14 protein-coding genes and 1 pseudogene are annotated in these 16923 nt (G+C 62.4%); 7 read left to right on the top strand and 8 right to left on the bottom strand.

Features of this window, described 5'->3' with window-relative positions; translation table 11 throughout:
* Positions 1-112: 112 nt before the first annotated feature.
* The 5 genes from lptB to kdsD are packed head-to-tail and all read right to left on the bottom strand — an operon-like array spanning position 113 to position 3735.
* Positions 113-895: an LPS export ABC transporter ATP-binding protein gene (gene lptB / locus DK391_RS17815; RefSeq protein ID WP_109479295.1), complete on the bottom strand. Its 783-nt coding sequence runs from the start codon at positions 893-895 to the stop codon at positions 113-115.
* A complete protein-coding gene (gene lptA / locus DK391_RS17810; RefSeq protein ID WP_109479294.1) occupies positions 892-1569 on the bottom strand; it encodes a lipopolysaccharide transport periplasmic protein LptA in 678 nt (225 codons plus the stop codon). Before lptA ends, lptB begins: the two co-directional genes overlap by 4 nt.
* Before the next feature lie 32 nt (positions 1570-1601).
* Positions 1602-2195 carry an LPS export ABC transporter periplasmic protein LptC gene (lptC, locus tag DK391_RS17805; RefSeq protein ID WP_109479293.1) on the bottom strand — a complete coding sequence of 198 codons (594 nt, stop codon included), beginning with the start codon at positions 2193-2195 and terminating at the stop codon, positions 1602-1604.
* Positions 2192-2752 carry an HAD family hydrolase gene (locus tag DK391_RS17800; protein WP_109479292.1) on the bottom strand — a complete coding sequence of 187 codons (561 nt, stop codon included), beginning with the start codon at positions 2750-2752 and terminating at the stop codon, positions 2192-2194. Before DK391_RS17800 ends, lptC begins: the two co-directional genes overlap by 4 nt.
* The gene (gene kdsD / locus DK391_RS17795) at positions 2752-3735 is read right to left on the bottom strand and encodes an arabinose 5-phosphate isomerase KdsD (protein WP_109479291.1); all 984 of its coding nucleotides are present in this window, start codon (positions 3733-3735) and stop codon (positions 2752-2754) included. Before kdsD ends, DK391_RS17800 begins: the two co-directional genes overlap by 1 nt.
* Before the next feature lie 148 nt (positions 3736-3883).
* Between kdsD and DK391_RS17790 the strand changes: the two are divergent.
* The 5 genes and pseudogenes from DK391_RS17790 to purU all read left to right on the top strand — a co-directional run bounded on the left by DK391_RS17790 (position 3884) and on the right by purU (position 9062).
* A pseudogene (locus DK391_RS17790) lies at positions 3884-5884 on the top strand (cation:proton antiporter).
* A 135-nt stretch (positions 5885-6019) separates the two neighbouring features.
* Complete coding sequence (locus DK391_RS17785; RefSeq protein ID WP_109479290.1) at positions 6020-6586, top strand: adenine phosphoribosyltransferase; 567 nt, start codon at positions 6020-6022, stop codon at positions 6584-6586.
* Between the two features lie 26 nt (positions 6587-6612).
* Positions 6613-7227: a LysE family translocator gene (locus tag DK391_RS17780; RefSeq protein WP_109479289.1), complete on the top strand. Its 615-nt coding sequence runs from the start codon at positions 6613-6615 to the stop codon at positions 7225-7227.
* 49 nt (positions 7228-7276) lie between these two features.
* Positions 7277-8125 carry a DUF4743 domain-containing protein gene (locus DK391_RS17775; RefSeq protein WP_109479288.1) on the top strand — a complete coding sequence of 283 codons (849 nt, stop codon included), beginning with the start codon at positions 7277-7279 and terminating at the stop codon, positions 8123-8125.
* Between the two features lie 73 nt (positions 8126-8198).
* Complete coding sequence (gene purU / locus DK391_RS17770) at positions 8199-9062, top strand: formyltetrahydrofolate deformylase (protein WP_109479358.1); 864 nt, start codon at positions 8199-8201, stop codon at positions 9060-9062.
* A 73-nt stretch (positions 9063-9135) separates the two neighbouring features.
* On the opposite strand, the gene DK391_RS17765 is transcribed toward purU, so the two are convergent.
* From DK391_RS17765 to uvrA, 3 genes are all read right to left on the bottom strand, one after another.
* Positions 9136-10374: a PepSY-associated TM helix domain-containing protein gene (locus tag DK391_RS17765; RefSeq protein WP_109479287.1), complete on the bottom strand. Its 1239-nt coding sequence runs from the start codon at positions 10372-10374 to the stop codon at positions 9136-9138.
* Between the two features lie 286 nt (positions 10375-10660).
* Positions 10661-11746 carry an AI-2E family transporter gene (locus tag DK391_RS17760; protein ID WP_109479286.1) on the bottom strand — a complete coding sequence of 362 codons (1086 nt, stop codon included), beginning with the start codon at positions 11744-11746 and terminating at the stop codon, positions 10661-10663.
* Between the two features lie 21 nt (positions 11747-11767).
* Positions 11768-14902: an excinuclease ABC subunit UvrA gene (gene uvrA, locus DK391_RS17755; RefSeq protein WP_109479285.1), complete on the bottom strand. Its 3135-nt coding sequence runs from the start codon at positions 14900-14902 to the stop codon at positions 11768-11770.
* A 283-nt stretch (positions 14903-15185) separates the two neighbouring features.
* Between uvrA and DK391_RS17750 the strand changes: the two genes are divergently transcribed.
* Entirely contained in the window at positions 15186-16373 is a 1188-nt protein-coding gene (locus DK391_RS17750) for an MFS transporter (protein WP_109479284.1), read from the top strand.
* Between the two features lie 126 nt (positions 16374-16499).
* On the top strand, positions 16500-16923 hold a 424-nt coding region (locus DK391_RS17745; protein ID WP_109479283.1), incomplete at its 3' end, for a single-stranded DNA-binding protein.

The raw sequence follows: 16923 nt of genomic DNA, 5'->3' as shown, positions 1-16923 counted from the left end.
GACAGCGCGCCAGCGTAGCCCGTCAAAATTACTCAGCCGGATTTTTGAAACGGCCCGGACGGGCCGCCAGGGCGGGGCTGCACGCGGCGTTCACGCGCCGCGTGCGTTTGTGTCACATGCGGAAGTGTTCGCCCAGATAGACGCGGCGCACGCTCTCGTTTTCAATGATGTCGCCGGGCGCGCCCGCTGCGAGCACGCTGCCGTCGCTGATGATATAGGCGTGATCGCAGATGCCGAGCGTTTCACGGACGTTATGGTCCGTGATAAGCACGCCGATGTTGCGCTGCTTCAGGAACTTGACGATCTTCTGGATTTCCAGAACGGCGATCGGGTCCACGCCCGCGAACGGTTCGTCGAGCAGGATGAAGCTCGGGTTGGTTGCGAGCGCGCGGGCAATTTCCACGCGGCGGCGTTCGCCACCCGACAGCGACAGCGCCGGGTTCTCACGCAGATGCGCAATCTGCAGTTCGTCGAGCAGCGCTTCCGTGCGCGACGCAATCGCATCTTTCGACAGACGCTTGCCGTCCTCGCCGAATTGCAGTTCGAGCACGGCGCGAATGTTCTCTTCGACGGAGAGCTTGCGGAACACGGACGCTTCCTGCGGCAGATACGACAAGCCGAGCGAAGCGCGCTTGTGAATGGGCAGAAGGCTGATCGACTTGCCGTCGAGATCGATCTCGCCGGCATCGAGCGGCACGAGACCGACGATCATGTAGAACGACGTGGTCTTGCCGGCGCCGTTCGGGCCGAGCAGGCCGACCACTTCACCGCTCTTCACGTCGAGCGAGACGTCCTTGACGACCGTGCGCGAACCGTAGCGCTTCTTCAGATTGCGGACGACGAGCGAACTGCTGGTGCCCGCCGGCTTTCGATTGGGAAGGGCGGGGGCGCTCACGGCTTGGTCGATCCTTGTCCCTGGAACTGGTTGGTGGGCTGCAGCGTCGCCGACGGCCCGCTGATCGGCTGGGCGCCGCCGTTGCGCGGCGACAGCATCGCGCGCACGCGGCCGTTCGGATTGCCCGGCCCGGCGACGTCCTTGCCGGCCTTCGCGGTGTAGAAGTCGTTCTGGCCGTCGTATGTGATGACGCTGCCGTGCACTTCGTCGACGATCGTGTCGAGACCTTGCAACCGGCGCACGGTAGCGCGCGTGGTCAGCGTGGTCAGATCCTGCTTGCCGTCGTAGTCGATGCGTTCGGCATCACCGTCGATGTATTCATCGACGCCGTCACGCTTCTGGCGGAAGTACGCGAGATTCTTGCCCGTCGACGTGCCCGTCGCATACTGGTAGCCCTGCGGATCCTGCGTCACTTCGACACGGTCCGCCTTGATGACGATCGTGCCTTTGGTGGCGACCACGTGGCCGGTGAAGATGTTGACCTGCTTGAGGTCGTCATACGTCATGTTGTCCGCTTCGATGTTGAGCGGCTTGTCCTTGTCGGCACGTTCGGCGTGCGCAAGCGGCGCAAAACCGGCAAGCGGCAATGCGATCAGGAGTGCCGCAAGCCCGGCGCGGCTTACGCGAAGCGCGCGCGTGCGGCCGGACTCAAAACGGGGGAACGATTCGTTCATGCAGTCACGCTGGAATGGATTGGCCCGGGTTGCTATTGGGAACCACCGGAGTCGGCGGGGGCGATGGCGCCACGCACGTTGCCGAATAGCTGGATGACCCGGGTCACATTGTTGTATTTCATGCCGCTGGCCGTCATGATCGACTGGCCGCGCTGAAGTTTAACCGGCTTTTCCGTCTCGATCACATCGTCGTTCACGAGCACGCGGAAATGCGAGGAATCGGCTTGCATGCGCGGGTCGCCGAAACCCGCGTCGCGCACGATGCGCGCGTTGTCGTAAAGATCGACGATCGACGCATCGCCGTTCACCGTGCCGCGGTCGCCCGTGGCCGTGACGACGGGCTTGCCCGGCTGGAACGCACGGATGGCGGGCATGGTCAGGTCGCTGTTTTCGTCGTCTTCGTAGTGAATCAGCTTGGTCGCTGTCAGCCGATACTGCGTCGCACCCGACTGGTCGAGTTCGGACACCGAGAAGTTATCGGCGAAATAATCAGGCGCGTGCTGTTTCGGCTTGATCACGCCTTCGTCCTTGCGCGGCAAGGTGGCTTGCAGCAGCCAGTACGTGATGCCGGCGAGCGCCGCCATCGCGATGAGCGGAATCAGCGAAGTCCAGCGAAAACGGTTCATCCGACAAGGCCTCGCTGCGCCTCGCCGCTGCATGCGGCTGCGAGCAGCGCATCGTAGCGGCCTTGTGCGCGCAGCAGCGCGTCGCACACTTCGCGCACCGCGCCGTGGCCGCCGCGCGCCTCGCTGACCCAGTGGGCGCGTGCGATCACTTCAGGATGCGAATTGGCGGGCGCCGCCGCGAAGCCGACCTTCAGCATCACGGCGAGATCGACCCAGTCGTCGCCCATATAGCCGCATTCTTCGGGCGTGCGACCGGTTTCCTTCAGCAACTGCTCAAATGCGACCAGCTTGTGCTCGACGCCCTGATACACGTGCGTGATGCGCAGATTGTCGGCGCGCTTCGCGACGATTTCCGACGTGCGCCCGGTGATGATGGCCGTGTCGATGCCCGCCTCGCGCAGCAGCTTGGCGCCGTGACCGTCCATCGCATTGAAGGCCTTCATTGTGTCGCCTTCGGCCGTGAACAGCAGGCCGCCGTCGGTGAGTACGCCATCGCCGTCGAAAATCATCAGCTTCACGCGGCTTGCGCGTTCGGCTGCGGTCAGGGCGGGTGCCATCAGATCACCTTCTTCGAGAACAGGTCGTGCATGTTGAGCGCGCCGATCAGCTTGCCTGCTTCATCGACGACGAGCATCTGATTGATTCGGTGACGCTCCATCAGTTCCACGGCTTCGACGGCGAGCCGGTCAGGACCGATGGTACGCGGGCCGTGTGTCATCACGGAATCGATGGAAAGCGCGCGGAAATCGCCATCGCGTTCGAGCACGCGGCGTAGATCGCCATCCGTGAAGATACCCTTGACCCGCTCGTTTTCATCGACGATAGCCGTCATGCCCATGCGCTTGGCCGTCAACTGGAACAGCGCGTCGCGCACCGTCGAGCCGGCGAGCACCTTCGGCACCTGATCGCCCGTGCGCATCACGTCGTGCACATACGTCAACAGACGGCGGCCCAGCGCGCCACCCGGATGCGAGCGGGCAAAGTCATCGGCGCCGAAACCGCGCGCTTCGAGCACGGCCACAGCGAGCGCGTCGCCGAGCGCGCGCGCGGCCGTGGTGCTGGCCGTCGGCGCGAGATTCATCGGACACGCTTCTTTTTCGACGCCGCAATACAGATGCACGTCGGCGATTCTGGCGAGACTCGAACCGGGGCGGCCCGTCATTGCGATCATCTTTGCGCCGATGCGCTTGACGAGCGGCAGGATCGCGACGAGTTCTTCCGACTCACCCGAATTCGACATGCCGATAAAGACATCGTCCGCTGTCACCATGCCGAGATCGCCATGGCTGGCTTCCGCGGGATGCACGAAAAACGCAGGCGTGCCCGTGCTCGCGAGCGTGGCTGCGAGCTTGCGCGCGATATGGCCGGACTTGCCGATGCCGGACACGACTACACGTCCACGGCAGCCGAGAATGAAGTCGATCGCTTCGAGGAATGCATCGTCGAGATGATCGCGAAGGGAGCGCACCGCGTCCGCTTCGATGTCCAGCACGTCGCGAGCGAGCGCAAGTGCCCGGTCGCCATTGAGTTTCGCTATCATCCGGGGAGGATAGCAAAGCCGCTATTTCGCCGTGCCGGGACAGACCTTTCCGGACATTGCCTTCACCGGCCCCTGAACCTTGCTGCGCGGGCGTTTGCGCGTGGCGTTCCCGACGAACCTGGATGCTCTTTCCCATGCGCTTTTGCCGATGATTTCGCCGCTCGAAATGACGCTGTTCCTGCTGCTGGCTTCAGTGGTGGGTGTCGTCGTGTTCCGCTATCTGAACCTGCCGCCGATGCTCGGCTATCTGTCCGTCGGCATCGTGGTCGGCCCGCACGCGTTTGGCATCGTGCCGGATTCGGTCGGCGCGCAGAATCTCGCCGAATTCGGCGTCGTGTTCCTGATGTTCTCGATCGGGCTGGAGTTTTCGCTCGCCAAGTTGCGCTCGATGCGCCGGCTGGTGTTCGGTCTCGGCTTGCTGCAGGTGCTCGGCACCGTCGCCGTGGCCGTGGCGCTCGGTTTCGTGCTCGAACGCTGGGTGCATATCTCGTGGCAGGGCAGCATCGCGCTGGGCGGCGCGCTGGCAATGTCATCTACCGCAATCGTCAGCAAGATGCTCGCGGAGCGGCTCGAAATCGAAACCGAGCATGGCCGCAATATCTTCGGTGTGCGGCTGTTCCAGGATCTGGCCGTCGTGCCGCTGTTGATCGTCATCGCGGCGCTCGGCGGAAACTCGGACGACCTGGTCAAATCGCTGGGCGTCGCGGCCATCAAGATCGTGATTGCGTTGGCGCTGCTGCTGATCGTCGGGCAGAAGTTCATGACGCGCTGGTTCAACGTGGTCGCGCGGCGCCGCTCGCAGGAACTGTTCATCCTGAACCTGCTGCTGGTCACGCTGGGCGCGGCGTTCATCACCGATAAATTCGGTCTGTCGCTCGCGCTGGGGGCGTTTATCGCGGGTATGTTGATCGCGGAGACGCCGTACCGGCATCAGGTGGAAGAGGACATCAAGCCGTTTCGTGACGTGCTGCTCGGGCTCTTCTTCGTGACCACGGGCATGCTGCTCAATCCGATGGTGATCTGGCAGCATCCGTTGATCGTGCTGGCGTTCCTGTTGGGACCGGTGCTGCTGAAAGTGGTGATGATCACCGGACTCGCGCGGCTGTTTGGCGCGACGCCGGGCGTGGCGATGCGCACGGGTATCGGCCTCGCGCAGGCAGGCGAATTCGGCTTCGTGCTGCTGAACCTGATTCTCGACAAACATCTCGTCGATGCCACTTTGCTCCAGGCCATCCTCGCCGCGATGCTGCTGTCTATGCTCGCCGCGCCGTTCATGATCCAGAACGCGGATCGCATCGTGCTGCGGCTGTCGTCGACTGAATGGATGATGCAGTCTTTGCAAATGACGCGAATTGCCACGCAAAGCCTCAAGCAGAGCGGCCACGTGATCATCTGCGGTTATGGCCGCGCGGGGCAGAACCTGGCGCGCATGCTGGAGCACGAAGGCTTGTCGTATGTCGCGCTCGACCTCGATCCCGACCGTGTCGCGGCGGCAGCGGCGGCGGGCGAATCGGTCGTGTTCGGTGATGCCGGGCGGCGCGAGTCGCTGCTCGCAGCGGGTATCCATCGCGCGGCGACGGTGGCAATCACGTACGCAAACACGCCGTCCGCGCTGCGCGTGCTGCACAACATCCACGAACTCGAACCGACGCTGCCCGTGATCGTGCGCACCGTCGACGATAGCGACCTCGAAAAGCTGCTCGCAGCAGGCGCGACGGAAGTGATTCCGGAAATCGTCGAAGGCAGCCTGATGCTGGCGTCGCATACGCTGGTGGTGATGGGCGTGCCGATGCGGCGCGTCGTGCGCCGCGTCGAGGAGTTGCGCGACGAGCGCTATAGTCTGCTGCGCGGCTATTTCCACGGCGCCGACGACGTGGAAGACGACGATGGTCACGAGCAGGTGCGGCTACAATCTGTGCCCGTCGACGAAAAAGCCGATGCCGTCGGGCGTACGCTCGAAGAGCTTGGACTGTTCGATCTCGGCGTGTAAGTGACGGCGATTCGCCGGCACGGCATTCGCGGCGTCGAGCCGGATCCGTCGACCAAGCTGCGCGCGAGCGACATCGTGGTGCTGCGCGGTTTGCCCGAAGCGCTGGCCGAAGCGGAAGAGCGTTTGTCGAAGCATCGGCGCGGCGCGGCGGCGGCCTGACGCTTGCTGCACTTTTTCAGCAAAGATCACGCGGCGCGCGTTTTCATCGTCGTTCTTCACATTGGACGGGCGCGCGCGGCATTCACGTAATTCACTGGAAATATCAGGGTCGTCATCGACCCGTCTGGAGTCATCATGTCCATTGCGCCTGCGAATCAGCCATTCGACGCGGCCGAATACATCAACAGCCAGATCCGCACGGTGCCCGACTGGCCGCAGCCGGGCGTGCAGTTCCGCGACATCACGCCGCTGCTGCAAAAGCCGAAGACGCTGCGCGTGCTGATCGATCTGTTCGTGCAGCGCTATATCGAGTTGAAGCTCGATTACGTGGCCGGTCTCGATGCGCGCGGCTTCATCATTGCGCCGATCGTCGCGTATGAACTGAATCTCGGCTTCATCCCGATCCGCAAGATCGGCAAGCTGCCGTACAAGACGGTGTCCGAATCGTACGCACTCGAATACGGCACGGCAACCGTCGAGATTCACGAAGACGCGTGCAAGCCGGGCGACCGTATCGTGATCATCGATGACCTGATTGCAACGGGTGGCACAATGATGGCCGGCAAGAATCTGCTGGAGCGTCTCGGCGCGACGGTGGTCGAAGGCGCGGCGATTGTCGATCTGCCCGATCTCGGCGGCTCGAAGCTGCTGCGCGAAGCCGGCTTGCCGCTGTACACCGTCACGTCGTTCGGCGGCCACTGAGTTCTTCTAACGGAGTGTCAAACGCGATGCCCAACTTCCTGCTTTTTCTCGCGACGTCGATAGCGATCACGTTCGCGCCCGGTCCCGACAATCTGCAGGTTCTCGCGCGCGGCATTTCGCAAGGACGCGCGGCGGGCTTCGTCGCGGCGCTTGGTTTTGCCGCGGGCATCTCGTTTCACACGACACTCGCCGCGCTCGGCGTCGCGGCTGTGCTGCGTTCATCGCCCGTTGCGTTCGAGATCATCAAGCTCGCGGGCGCTGCGTATCTGATCTGGATCGGCATCAAGGCAATCCGCAGCAAAGGTCTCGCGACCGCGCACGAGCGTCCGCCGCAACCGCTCATGTCGATCTTCCGGCAGAGCGTGATCGGCAATGTGCTGAATCCGAAAGTCACGCTGTTCTTCATCGTATTCCTGCCGCAATTCGTCGTTCCGCACGGCGAGCAGAGCGTCACGCTGCAGATGTTCGAACTCGGCGCGCTGTTCATGCTGCAGACGGTGCTGGTGTTCTCGCTGTTCGGCGTGTGCGCGGGGATGATCGGCGGCTGGCTGAAGCGTCGCCCGCGCGCTGGCGTGTGGCTCGACCGCCTTGCGGGCGCGACGTTTATCGCGATCGGTATTCGCGTTGCGCTGCGCGACTGATTCGCCACTAAAGTTTGAAGTCAAACGCATCACGCTGTCTGGAGCACACATGTCTTTGCCTTGCATCGTCGCTGCGCGTCGTTTCGATCGAACGTCGCATGTTCCGTTCGTGATCGACGGCGAGCGCGTCGGCTGGATTCGTGCGGGCGATGTGCCGCTGCTAACGCGCTGGCCTGATGTGTTCGAAATCGATGCCGAACGCGTCACGCTCGCGCCGCTGTACAACACCGTCGATCTGCGCAGCGCCGCGCTGGGTTCAGTGATCGGCGCGCTCGCGGCAGAAGGCAGGATTCCCGGCTGGCGCGACGAAACTTATGCAATCCGCAATGCATTCGATGCGCCGCCGCTCGCGTATATCGAACGCGCGGCGTCGCGCTTTTTCGGCACGATGACGTACGCGGTGCATCTGAACGGCGTCGTAGAATATGCAGACAGTGCGCCGCAATTGTGGATCGCGCGCCGCAGCGACACCAAGGCGACCGATCCCGGTATGCTCGACAACGTCGTGGCGGGCGGCATCGGTTGGGGCTTCAGTCTCGCTGAGACAATCGTCAAGGAATGCTGGGAAGAATCGGGCATTCCTGAAGAAATCGCGTCGCGTGCCGTCGCTGGACGCACCGCGCATGTGCTGCAATCGCTTCCCGAAGGCACGCAGGCCGAGCAGATCTTCATCTACGACCTCGCGTTGCCCGAAGATTTTGCGCCGCGCAATCAGGACGGCGAAGTCGGTGAGCATCGGCTGGCGCGCATCGAAGATGTCGCGCAGGCGATCGAAGAAGGCGCGATGACCGTCGATGCGAGTCTTGCCACGCTCGATTGCCTGTTGCGCCGCCGCTGGATCGACGAAGACGCATGCGTTGGCATCGACGCGCTGTTCGCGCCGCCTGTTATCGACTGACGCCGCGCCTGGAACTGCCGCACGCAGCAACATCATCACGAAACACGCATTGAAGAAGGGAGTCACCGAGGTCATGTCGACCGAACACAGCTTTATTCTCAAACTGTCGTGCGCCGACCGGCCCGGCATCGTTCACGCCGTGTCGGGCTTTCTGTTCGAGCGCGGCAGCAATATTCTCGACTCCGCGCAATTCGGCGACAGCCACACGGGCGAATTTTTCATGCGCGTCCACTTCCAGCAAGTGGGCGGCGATCCGGGCCTCGACGCGTTGCGCACCGCATTCACCACGCTCGCCGAGCAGTTCGGCATGCGCTGGGAACTGCATGATGCGAACGTGAAGCCGCGCGTCGTGCTGATGGTGTCGAAGATCGGCCACTGTCTGAACGACTTGCTGTTCCGCTATCGCACGGGGCAACTGAACATCGAGATTCCCGCGATCATCTCGAATCACAAGGAGTTCTATCAGCTCGCGGCGAGCTACGACATTCCGTTCCATCACTTCCCGCTGACGTCGAAGGACGCGAAGGCGCAGCAGGAAGCACGCGTGCTCGAAGTGATCGACGAATGCAAGGCGGATCTCGTGGTGCTCGCGCGCTACATGCAGATTCTGTCGCCGGAACTGTGCAAGAAGCTCGAAGGGCGCGCGATCAACATTCACCATTCGTTCCTGCCGAGCTTCAAGGGCGCGAAGCCGTATTACCAGGCATTCGATCGTGGCGTGAAGCTGATCGGCGCGACCGCGCACTACGTGACGACGGATCTCGACGAAGGCCCGATCATCGAGCAGGAAGTGGAGCGTGTCGATCACAGCATGACGCCGGATCAACTGACGGCGATTGGCCGCGATGTGGAATGCGTGACGCTGGCGCGCGCGGTGAAGTGGCACGTCGAGCACCGTATCGTGCTGAACGGCAGCAAGACGGTCGTGTTCCGCTGATCCGTTTTGAGTTCGTAAAAACCGGCGCCTGCCTTGATTGGCAGCGCCGGTTTTTTTATGGCGACGCGTTGAATTAGCGCGATGCCGCGCTTTCTGTTTGCGCCTGAACGACGCTCGCTTTGACTTTGCGTGCGTTCGATGCCGCGCGTCGCCCGTTCATCTTCTTTAGCCAGATCAGCAATCCCGTCAAGCTCAGCATGGCGACGAGCACGCCGACGCAACTGATCAGAATGCGTCCGCTGATGCCGATAATGCGGCCCGAATGCAGCGGGAATTGCGCCTGCATGAAGAGGTCGCCGGCCGTGCCCTTGCCGGGGACCGTCGCACCGAGCGGCGCGCCGTTCTGCGCATTCCAGTACGTCCACGCGTTGCCGAGGCCGCCGTCGCCGTGATCGTCGCCGGCACCGAAGTAGCCGATGCCGTACACATGGAACATCGGCGCGTAGTAGATCGCGCCGGGCGGCGCTTCGATTTGCTTGTCGGTGCGTGCCTGGATCGCCTTGTTCAGCACGTCTTCACGCGAGATGGGCGCTTCGTCCGGTTTCGCGCTGGGGATCAGCGAAGGATCGGTGAACGGCGTCGGCGAGAGCGTCGAGAACAGTTTGACGACGGGCTGCACGACGGGCATCGACAGATTCATCGATACCGACGTTACCGCCATCATCAGCAGCAAGCCCCAGATCCACACACCGCCTGAGCGGTGCAGATCGAAGGTGAGTGCATAGCCGCCACGCTTCACGCGAAACGCGAACGACTTCTTCCACGCCTTCATGCTCGGGAACGCCAGCACGAGCGCAATCACGCTATCGAAAATCCACACGATCCCGACGATGCCCATCAGCCACGTACCGATGTCGATGCCGCCCGTGAACGGCAAAAACAGCGTGTAGTGCAGTTTGTAGATGAACGGCATCAGATTCAGCCGCGCGAGCGACAGCGCGCCCCATTCGCGACGGCTCTGGATAGCGCCCGTGGCGGGATCGACGGCGATCTGGTTGAAGTCGAGCGGATAAGGCTGGTTCGTCTTCGGATCGACGCGCGGCAGCACCATCATCTGCAGCGCGTGGCCCGGCTCGACGGAGAGCGGCAGATAGGTCACCTGCAGACGCGGATCGTTCGCTTCGACACGGCGTGCCAGTTCCAGCGACGACAGCGGCTGCGCGTCGCTGCGCGCATAGAAGAACGTGGGGTTGAGCATCGCGTCGAGTTCGTGATCCCACGCGATCAGCGCGCCCGTCAGCCCCGCGATAAACAGAAATAGCGCGATCCCGATGCCGAACCAGCGATGCAGCCGCACGAGCACAGGTCTCATGCGCGGCTCCCGTCGGGTGCGACGGCCGTGGATGGCGGAAAAAGGTGGGACATGACGACGAACTGCCTTGCGAATAAGAACGATTCGCATCTTATGGTGGCAACGACGATGCCGCAAGAGTTTCGTAAGGCGGAGCGCGCTTTTTGTTGCACCGTCCAAGTGGTGCGACAAAACGCCGCATGCGGGCGGCTACGGAAAATGTCGGGTTTTGCAACGATGGCGCCGGCGGCCGAATGAAAAAAGGGCGGCCAAGCGGTCGCCCTTTTTGCCTGCGTGCGGCTGCCAGTCACACGAGCCGCAGATAAATCAGCTCACGCTTGATGTAGGCATAGAAAATCGGCGCGGCGATCACGCCGGGAATGCCGAACGCGGCTTCCATCACGAGCATCGCGATCAGCAGTTCCCACGCGCGCGCCTCGATCTGTCCGCCGATGATCCGCGCGTTCAGGAAGTACTCGAGTTTGTGGATCAGGATCAGGAACACCAGCGCCGTCACCGCAGCGGGAAAGCTCACCGATAGCGCCACCGCCACGATCAGCGTATTCGAGATCAGATTGCCGATCACCGGCAGCAGCCCGACGATAAACGTGATGATGACGAGCGTTTTCGCCATCGGCAGCGGTGCATGAAACAGCGGCAACAGCAGCAACAGGAAGATGCCCGTGAACACCGTGTTGATGGCCGAAATCTTCACCTGCGCGAACACGATGCGGCGGAACGCGTCGGCGAAGCGGCTGACGCGCGTGATGAACGCTGTGGATAGCGGTAACCGCTGGATATGCCGCGTCGCGCCCACCGCGATAATCGCGCCGATGATCATGCCGATCAGCACATGCGTGAAGATGCGCGCGGCGTTCTTGCCGCCTTGCGACAGCGTGCTCGCGTGCGTCTGCATCAGCACGGCGGCTTTTTCCTTCATCTGCTCGGTGGAAACGGGCAGGTTCTGCGCAACGAACTGCGGTAGCCGCCCGCGCGCCTGGTCGATCAGCGACATGGCCTGATCGAGCAGTTTCTGCACGCTCGGCACGTCTTTCTCGAAGTGCTCGATGACGGCAACGGTGAAGCCCGTCAGCGTGCCGACGATCACCACCGAGAGAATCACCACGGCGAGCCAGCGTGCGCGTCCGCTCGACATATGCTTTTCGATGCGTGGCGCGAGCGTGTGGACGAGCTGAAACACGAGCATGCCGGCGAGCAGCGCCCCGAGCAGCTTGAGTTCGAGCACCGCCCACATCGCCAGCAGCGCGACGATATAGCTGCCGATTTCGACTGCCGACAGCTTCGGCAGGCTCATGTCGCTGGTCAGCCTGACCGGGCGAGGGCGCAGATCCTGCACCTGCCCGTCTTCACGGGCCTGATTACGCTTGGCCATGGCTCTCTATAGTCTCCAACCTCAGGTTTTTACGCTCGGCTTGCCGGACTTCGCGGGCGCCTTGCCCGACGTTTTGGCCGTGCCTGCCGCTGGCTTCGCTGTCGATTTCGAAGCCGGTTTAGGTGCGTCCGCAGCGACTGCCTTCTTTGCCTTAGCTGCTTTTACGGCTGGTTTGGCTGAATCTGCAACGTTTTCATCAATCGTCGCCTCGGCTGCCTCTTCCTCGGCGTCGCTCTCCGCTTGCGTCGCACGGTCCGCGCCTGCTGCGGACGTAGGCGCCGACACGCCCGCCGCCTTGTCGCGCTGCAACAGCGGCGCGAGATAGCGACCGGTAAAACTTGCCTTCGACCCCGCGACCTGTTCCGGCGTGCCTTGCGCGATGATCTGCCCGCCGCCGGCACCGCCTTCCGGACCGAGATCGATGACCCAGTCGGCAGTTTTTATCACATCGAGATTATGCTCGATGATCACGACAGTATTTCCTTGATCGCGCAACCGATGAATCACTTCGAGCAGCAGCGCAATATCGTGGAAGTGGAGGCCGGTGGTCGGCTCGTCGAGGATATATAGCGTGCGACCCGTATCACGCTTGCTCAGTTCCAGCGACAGCTTCACACGCTGCGCTTCGCCGCCCGACAGAGTGGTCGCCGACTGGCCAAGACGGATATAGCCGAGACCGACATCGAGCAGCGTCTTCAGCTTGCGCGCGACGACAGGCACCGCCTTGAAGAAGTCGTACGCGTGCTCGACGGTCATGTCCAGCACTTCGCTGATGTTCTGGCCTTTGTAGAGAACGTCGAGCGTTTCGCGGTTGTAGCGCTTGCCGTGACAGACGTCGCAAGGCACGTAGACGTCCGGCAGGAAGTGCATTTCGACCTTCAGCACGCCGTCGCCCTGACACGATTCGCAGCGCCCGCCCTTCACGTTGAACGAGAAGCGGCCCGGATCGTAGCCGCGTTCCTTCGCGGCGGGCACGCCCGCGAACAGTTCGCGGATCGGCGTGAAGAGACCCGTGTACGTCGCGGGATTCGAGCGCGGCGTGCGGCCGATCGGCGACTGATCGACGTTGATGACCTTGTCGAAATGTTCGAGGCCTTCGATTGCCTCGAACGGCGACGGCTCGGCAGACGAGCCATACAGATGCTGCGCGACCGCGTGATACAGCGTGTCGTTGATCAGCGTCGATTTGCCCGAACCGGAGACGCCCGTCACGCAGGTCAGCAGACCGACGGGCAGATCGAGCGTCACGTGCTTCAGGTTATTGCCGTAGGCCTCGACGATCCGCAGATGGCGCTCGTCGGCCTGTTTGCGGTCGTCCGGGAATTCGATGCGGCGCGCGCCCGACAGATACTGGCCCGTCATCGACGCGGGATCTGCCTGCACTTCGTCGGGCGTGCCTTCGGCGATCACCATGCCGCCGTGTTCGCCCGCGCCCGGTCCCATATCGACGACATAATCGGCCATGCGGATCATGTCCTCGTCATGTTCGACGACGATCACCGAATTGCCGAGATCGCGCAGATGCTTGAGCGTCGAAATGAGCCGGTCGTTGTCGCGCTGATGCAGTCCGATGGACGGCTCGTCGAGCACGTACATCACGCCCGTCAGCCCCGAGCCGATCTGCGACGCGAGCCGGATACGCTGTGCTTCGCCGCCCGACAGCGTTTCGGCGCTACGTTCCAGCGACAGATAATCGAGTCCGACGTTATTCAGGAACATCAGCCGCGCGACGATTTCCTTGATGACCTTATCGGCGATTTCGCGCTTCGAGCCTTCAAGCCGCAGCGTCTGGAAATAGCCGAGCGAGTCGCGCAGCGGCCAGCCGCTGATCTCATAGATGCCGCGCGCGTCTTTCTCCGTGCCGATGCGCACGAAGCGCGCCTCACGGCGCAGACGCGTGCCTTCACACGACGGACACGCCTGATTGTTCTGATACTTCGCGAGTTCTTCGCGCACCGCGACGGAATCCGTCTCGCGATAACGCCGCTCCAGGTTCGGAATGATCCCTTCGAACACATGCTCGCGCACGGACGTGCGGCCACGCTCGTTGATGTACGAGAACGGCACGGTTTCCTTGCCTGAGCCATAGAGCAGGATATTGCGCACTTTCTCCGGCAGGTCTTCGAACGCGGTATCGATATCGAAGTCGTAGAACGCCGCGAGGCTCTGCAGCATCTGGAAGTAGAACTGGTTGCGGCGGTCCCAGCCCTTCACGGCGCCCGCCGCGAGCGACAGCGACGGATGCGCGACCACCCGCTTCGGATCGAAGAACGTGATCTGACCGAGACCGTCACATTCCGGACACGCGCCCATCGGGTTGTTGAACGAGAAAAGGCGCGGCTCGAGTTCCTGCAGCGAGTACGAGCAAATCGGGCAGGCGAACTTCGAGCTGAACAGATGCTCCTTGTCCGTGTCCATTTCGAGCGCGATCGCGCGGCCGTCGGCAAGGCGCAGCGCGGTCTCGAACGATTCGGCCAGACGCTGCTTCGCGTCGGCGCGCACCTTGAGACGGTCGACGACCACGTCGATGGTGTGCTTGTCGTTCTTCTTCAGTTGCGGCAGCGAGTCGACTTCGTAGATCTTCGCCACGCCTTCGTTGGACGTACCGCCGCCCGAGCGCACGCGAAAACGGATGAAGCCTTGCGCCTGCATGTCCTCGAACAGTTCCGTGTGCTCGCCCTTGCGATTGGCGACGACGGGCGCGAGGATCATCAGCCGCGTGTCTTCGGGCAGCGCGAGCGCGGCGTCCACCATCTGCGAGACGCTTTGCGCCTCCAGCGGGATTTCGTGGTCCGGGCAATACGGCGTGCCGACACGTGCGTAAAGAAGTCGCAGGTAGTCGTGGATTTCGGTGACGGTGCCGACCGTCGAGCGCGGGTTGTGCGAGGTCGCTTTCTGCTCGATCGAAATGGCGGGCGACAGACCTTCGATCAGATCGACGTCCGGCTTTTCCATCAGCTGCAGGAATTGCCGGGCGTACGCAGACAGGCTCTCCACATAGCGGCGCTGGCCTTCGGCATAAAGCGTGTCGAAGGCGAGCGACGATTTGCCCGAGCCGGACAGGCCGGTAATCACGACCAGCTTGTGACGCGGCAGGTCGAGATTGACGTTCTTCAGGTTGTGGGTCCGAGCCCCACGGATACGGATTTGTTCCATGAACCGGCGGGAAGAGGAGAAGGCTAAACCTGCTACTATAACGACTTTTCAAGACCGCCGTTACGGCTTCCTGACAGCGCGCAAACGGTGTGCTGACAAGGTCGAAAGCGTCGTTTTTTTGCGGTTCAGCGTTGAGGGGAATGGCTCGTAAGTAAGGGCGTTTCCGCCTTCTGCAAGACAGCCGTCATCCGTTGCAAGTCCGGTCAGCGTCCGGTGCCGCACGTGCATCGAGCATGCGGTCATCACGCAGCTTCGCTGTCTGTTCAATCAATAATCGTTCCCGATGTCCAATCCGTCCGCTTCGTCCACACGCATGAGCGCGCCCGAGTTGCGCGCGACCGTGTCGCTTGCCGCGATCTTCGCGCTGCGCATGCTGGGTCTCTTCATGATCATGCCCGTCTTCTCGATCTACGCGAAGACGATTCCGGGCGGCGACAACGTGCTGCTGGTGGGCATTGCGCTGGGCGCGTATGGCGTCACGCAATCGCTGCTGTACATCTTCTACGGCTGGGTGTCGGACATGATCGGCCGCAAGCCGGTGATCGTGGCAGGCCTGCTGATCTTCGCGCTCGGCAGCTTCGTTGCCGCGTTCGCGCACGACATGACGTGGATAATCGTCGGCCGCGTGATTCAGGGGATGGGCGCGGTTTCTTCAGCGGTGATCGCGTTCATCGCGGACCTGACGGCAGAAGAGCATCGCACCAAGGCGATGGCGATGGTGGGCGGCTCGATTGGCGTGTCGTTCGCGGTGGCGATCGTCGGTGCGCCGATCGTGTTCCATTACCTCGGCATGAGCGGCCTCTTCACGCTGGTCGGCATTTTCTCGATTCTCGCGATCGGCGTGGTGTTGTGGGTCGTGCCCGATGCACCGAAGCCCGTTCACGTGCCCGCGCCGTTCCACGAAGTGCTGCATAACAAGGAGCTGCTGCGCCTCAATTTCGGCGTGCTGGTGCTGCACGCGACGCAGACGGCGCTGTTCCTCGTCGTGCCGCGTATTCTCGAAGCGGGCGGTTTGCCCGTCGCGTCGCACTGGAAAATTTACCTGCCCGTGATGGGCCTCGCTTTCGTGATGATGGTTCCTGCCATCATCGTGGCGGAGAAGCGCGGCAAGATGAAAGCAGTGCTGCTGAGTGCGATTGGTCTTATCCTGATCGGACAGTTACTTCTTGGCGTCGCACCGCATACCATCATGTCTGTGGCGGCGATCCTGTTCATCTACTTTCTCGGCTTCAACATTCTGGAGGCGTCGCAGCCTTCGCTGGTGTCGAAGCTGGCGCCCGGCACGCGCAAGGGCGCGGCGGCCGGCGTGTACAACACCACGCAGTCGATTGGCCTCGCAATGGGCGGCGTGATCGGCGGCTGGCTGTTGAAGGTTGACGGACAAAGCGCTGTTTTCTTTGCGTGTTCTGGGCTGGTCGCGTGCTGGCTTATAATCGCGGCCAGCATGAAACAGCCGCCGCGCAAGGCATAAGTTTTAGGGCACGAATTTACAGGCGGCGGGTTACGGGGCGCGCTTTCCGGTCACTTCATACAAGCGGCCGTGGCGCCGGAAGCCACCAGGCCGCGCCGCCGGAAACGGAATCAACAGGAGAAACTCATGGCATCCGTGAACAAGGTCATTCTCGTCGGCAATCTGGGTGCCGATCCGGAAGTCCGTTATCTGCCGAGCGGCGACGCAGTGGCGAACGTCCGCCTTGCTACGACCGATCGCTACAAGGACAAGCAATCGGGCGAATTCAAGGAAATGACGGAATGGCACCGTGTGACGTTCTTCGGGCGCCTGGCCGAAATCGTGAACGAGTACCTGAAGAAGGGCTCGTCGGTGTATATCGAAGGGCGTATCCGCACGCGCAAGTATCAGGCGCAGGACGGCACGGACCGTTACGCGACGGAAATCGTCGCTGACCAGATGCAGATGCTCGGTGGCCGTGGTGGCGCGGGCGGCGGCGGTGGTGGCGATGACGGCGGCTACAGCCGTGGTGACTCGATGGAGCGCGGCGGTGGCGGCGGTGGCCGTATGT

Origin of the sequence: Paraburkholderia sp. C35, from assembly GCF_003121405.1 — a bacterium.
Lineage (GTDB): Bacteria > Pseudomonadota > Gammaproteobacteria > Burkholderiales > Burkholderiaceae > Paraburkholderia.
This window is presented reverse-complemented; position numbering and strand designations above follow the sequence as displayed.

Excerpts from the sequence above, each read along its gene's own strand:
- purU (WP_109479358.1), top strand. The coding sequence starts at position 8,199 with ATGTCGACCGAACACAGCTTTATTCTCAAACTGTCGTGCGCCGACCGG.
- kdsD (WP_109479291.1), bottom strand. The coding sequence starts at position 3,735 with ATGATAGCGAAACTCAATGGCGACCGGGCACTTGCGCTCGCTCGCGAC.
- DK391_RS17775 (WP_109479288.1), top strand. The coding sequence starts at position 7,277 with ATGTCTTTGCCTTGCATCGTCGCTGCGCGTCGTTTCGATCGAACGTCG.
- DK391_RS17760 (WP_109479286.1), bottom strand. The coding sequence starts at position 11,746 with ATGGCCAAGCGTAATCAGGCCCGTGAAGACGGGCAGGTGCAGGATCTG.
- DK391_RS17765 (WP_109479287.1), bottom strand. The coding sequence starts at position 10,374 with ATGAGACCTGTGCTCGTGCGGCTGCATCGCTGGTTCGGCATCGGGATC.
- lptC (WP_109479293.1), bottom strand. The coding sequence starts at position 2,195 with ATGAACCGTTTTCGCTGGACTTCGCTGATTCCGCTCATCGCGATGGCG.
- DK391_RS17780 (WP_109479289.1), top strand. The coding sequence starts at position 6,613 with ATGCCCAACTTCCTGCTTTTTCTCGCGACGTCGATAGCGATCACGTTC.
- DK391_RS17800 (WP_109479292.1), bottom strand. The coding sequence starts at position 2,752 with ATGGCACCCGCCCTGACCGCAGCCGAACGCGCAAGCCGCGTGAAGCTG.
- uvrA (WP_109479285.1), bottom strand. The coding sequence starts at position 14,902 with ATGGAACAAATCCGTATCCGTGGGGCTCGGACCCACAACCTGAAGAAC.
- DK391_RS17750 (WP_109479284.1), top strand. The coding sequence starts at position 15,186 with ATGTCCAATCCGTCCGCTTCGTCCACACGCATGAGCGCGCCCGAGTTG.
- lptA (WP_109479294.1), bottom strand. The coding sequence starts at position 1,569 with ATGAACGAATCGTTCCCCCGTTTTGAGTCCGGCCGCACGCGCGCGCTT.
- DK391_RS17785 (WP_109479290.1), top strand. The coding sequence starts at position 6,020 with ATGTCCATTGCGCCTGCGAATCAGCCATTCGACGCGGCCGAATACATC.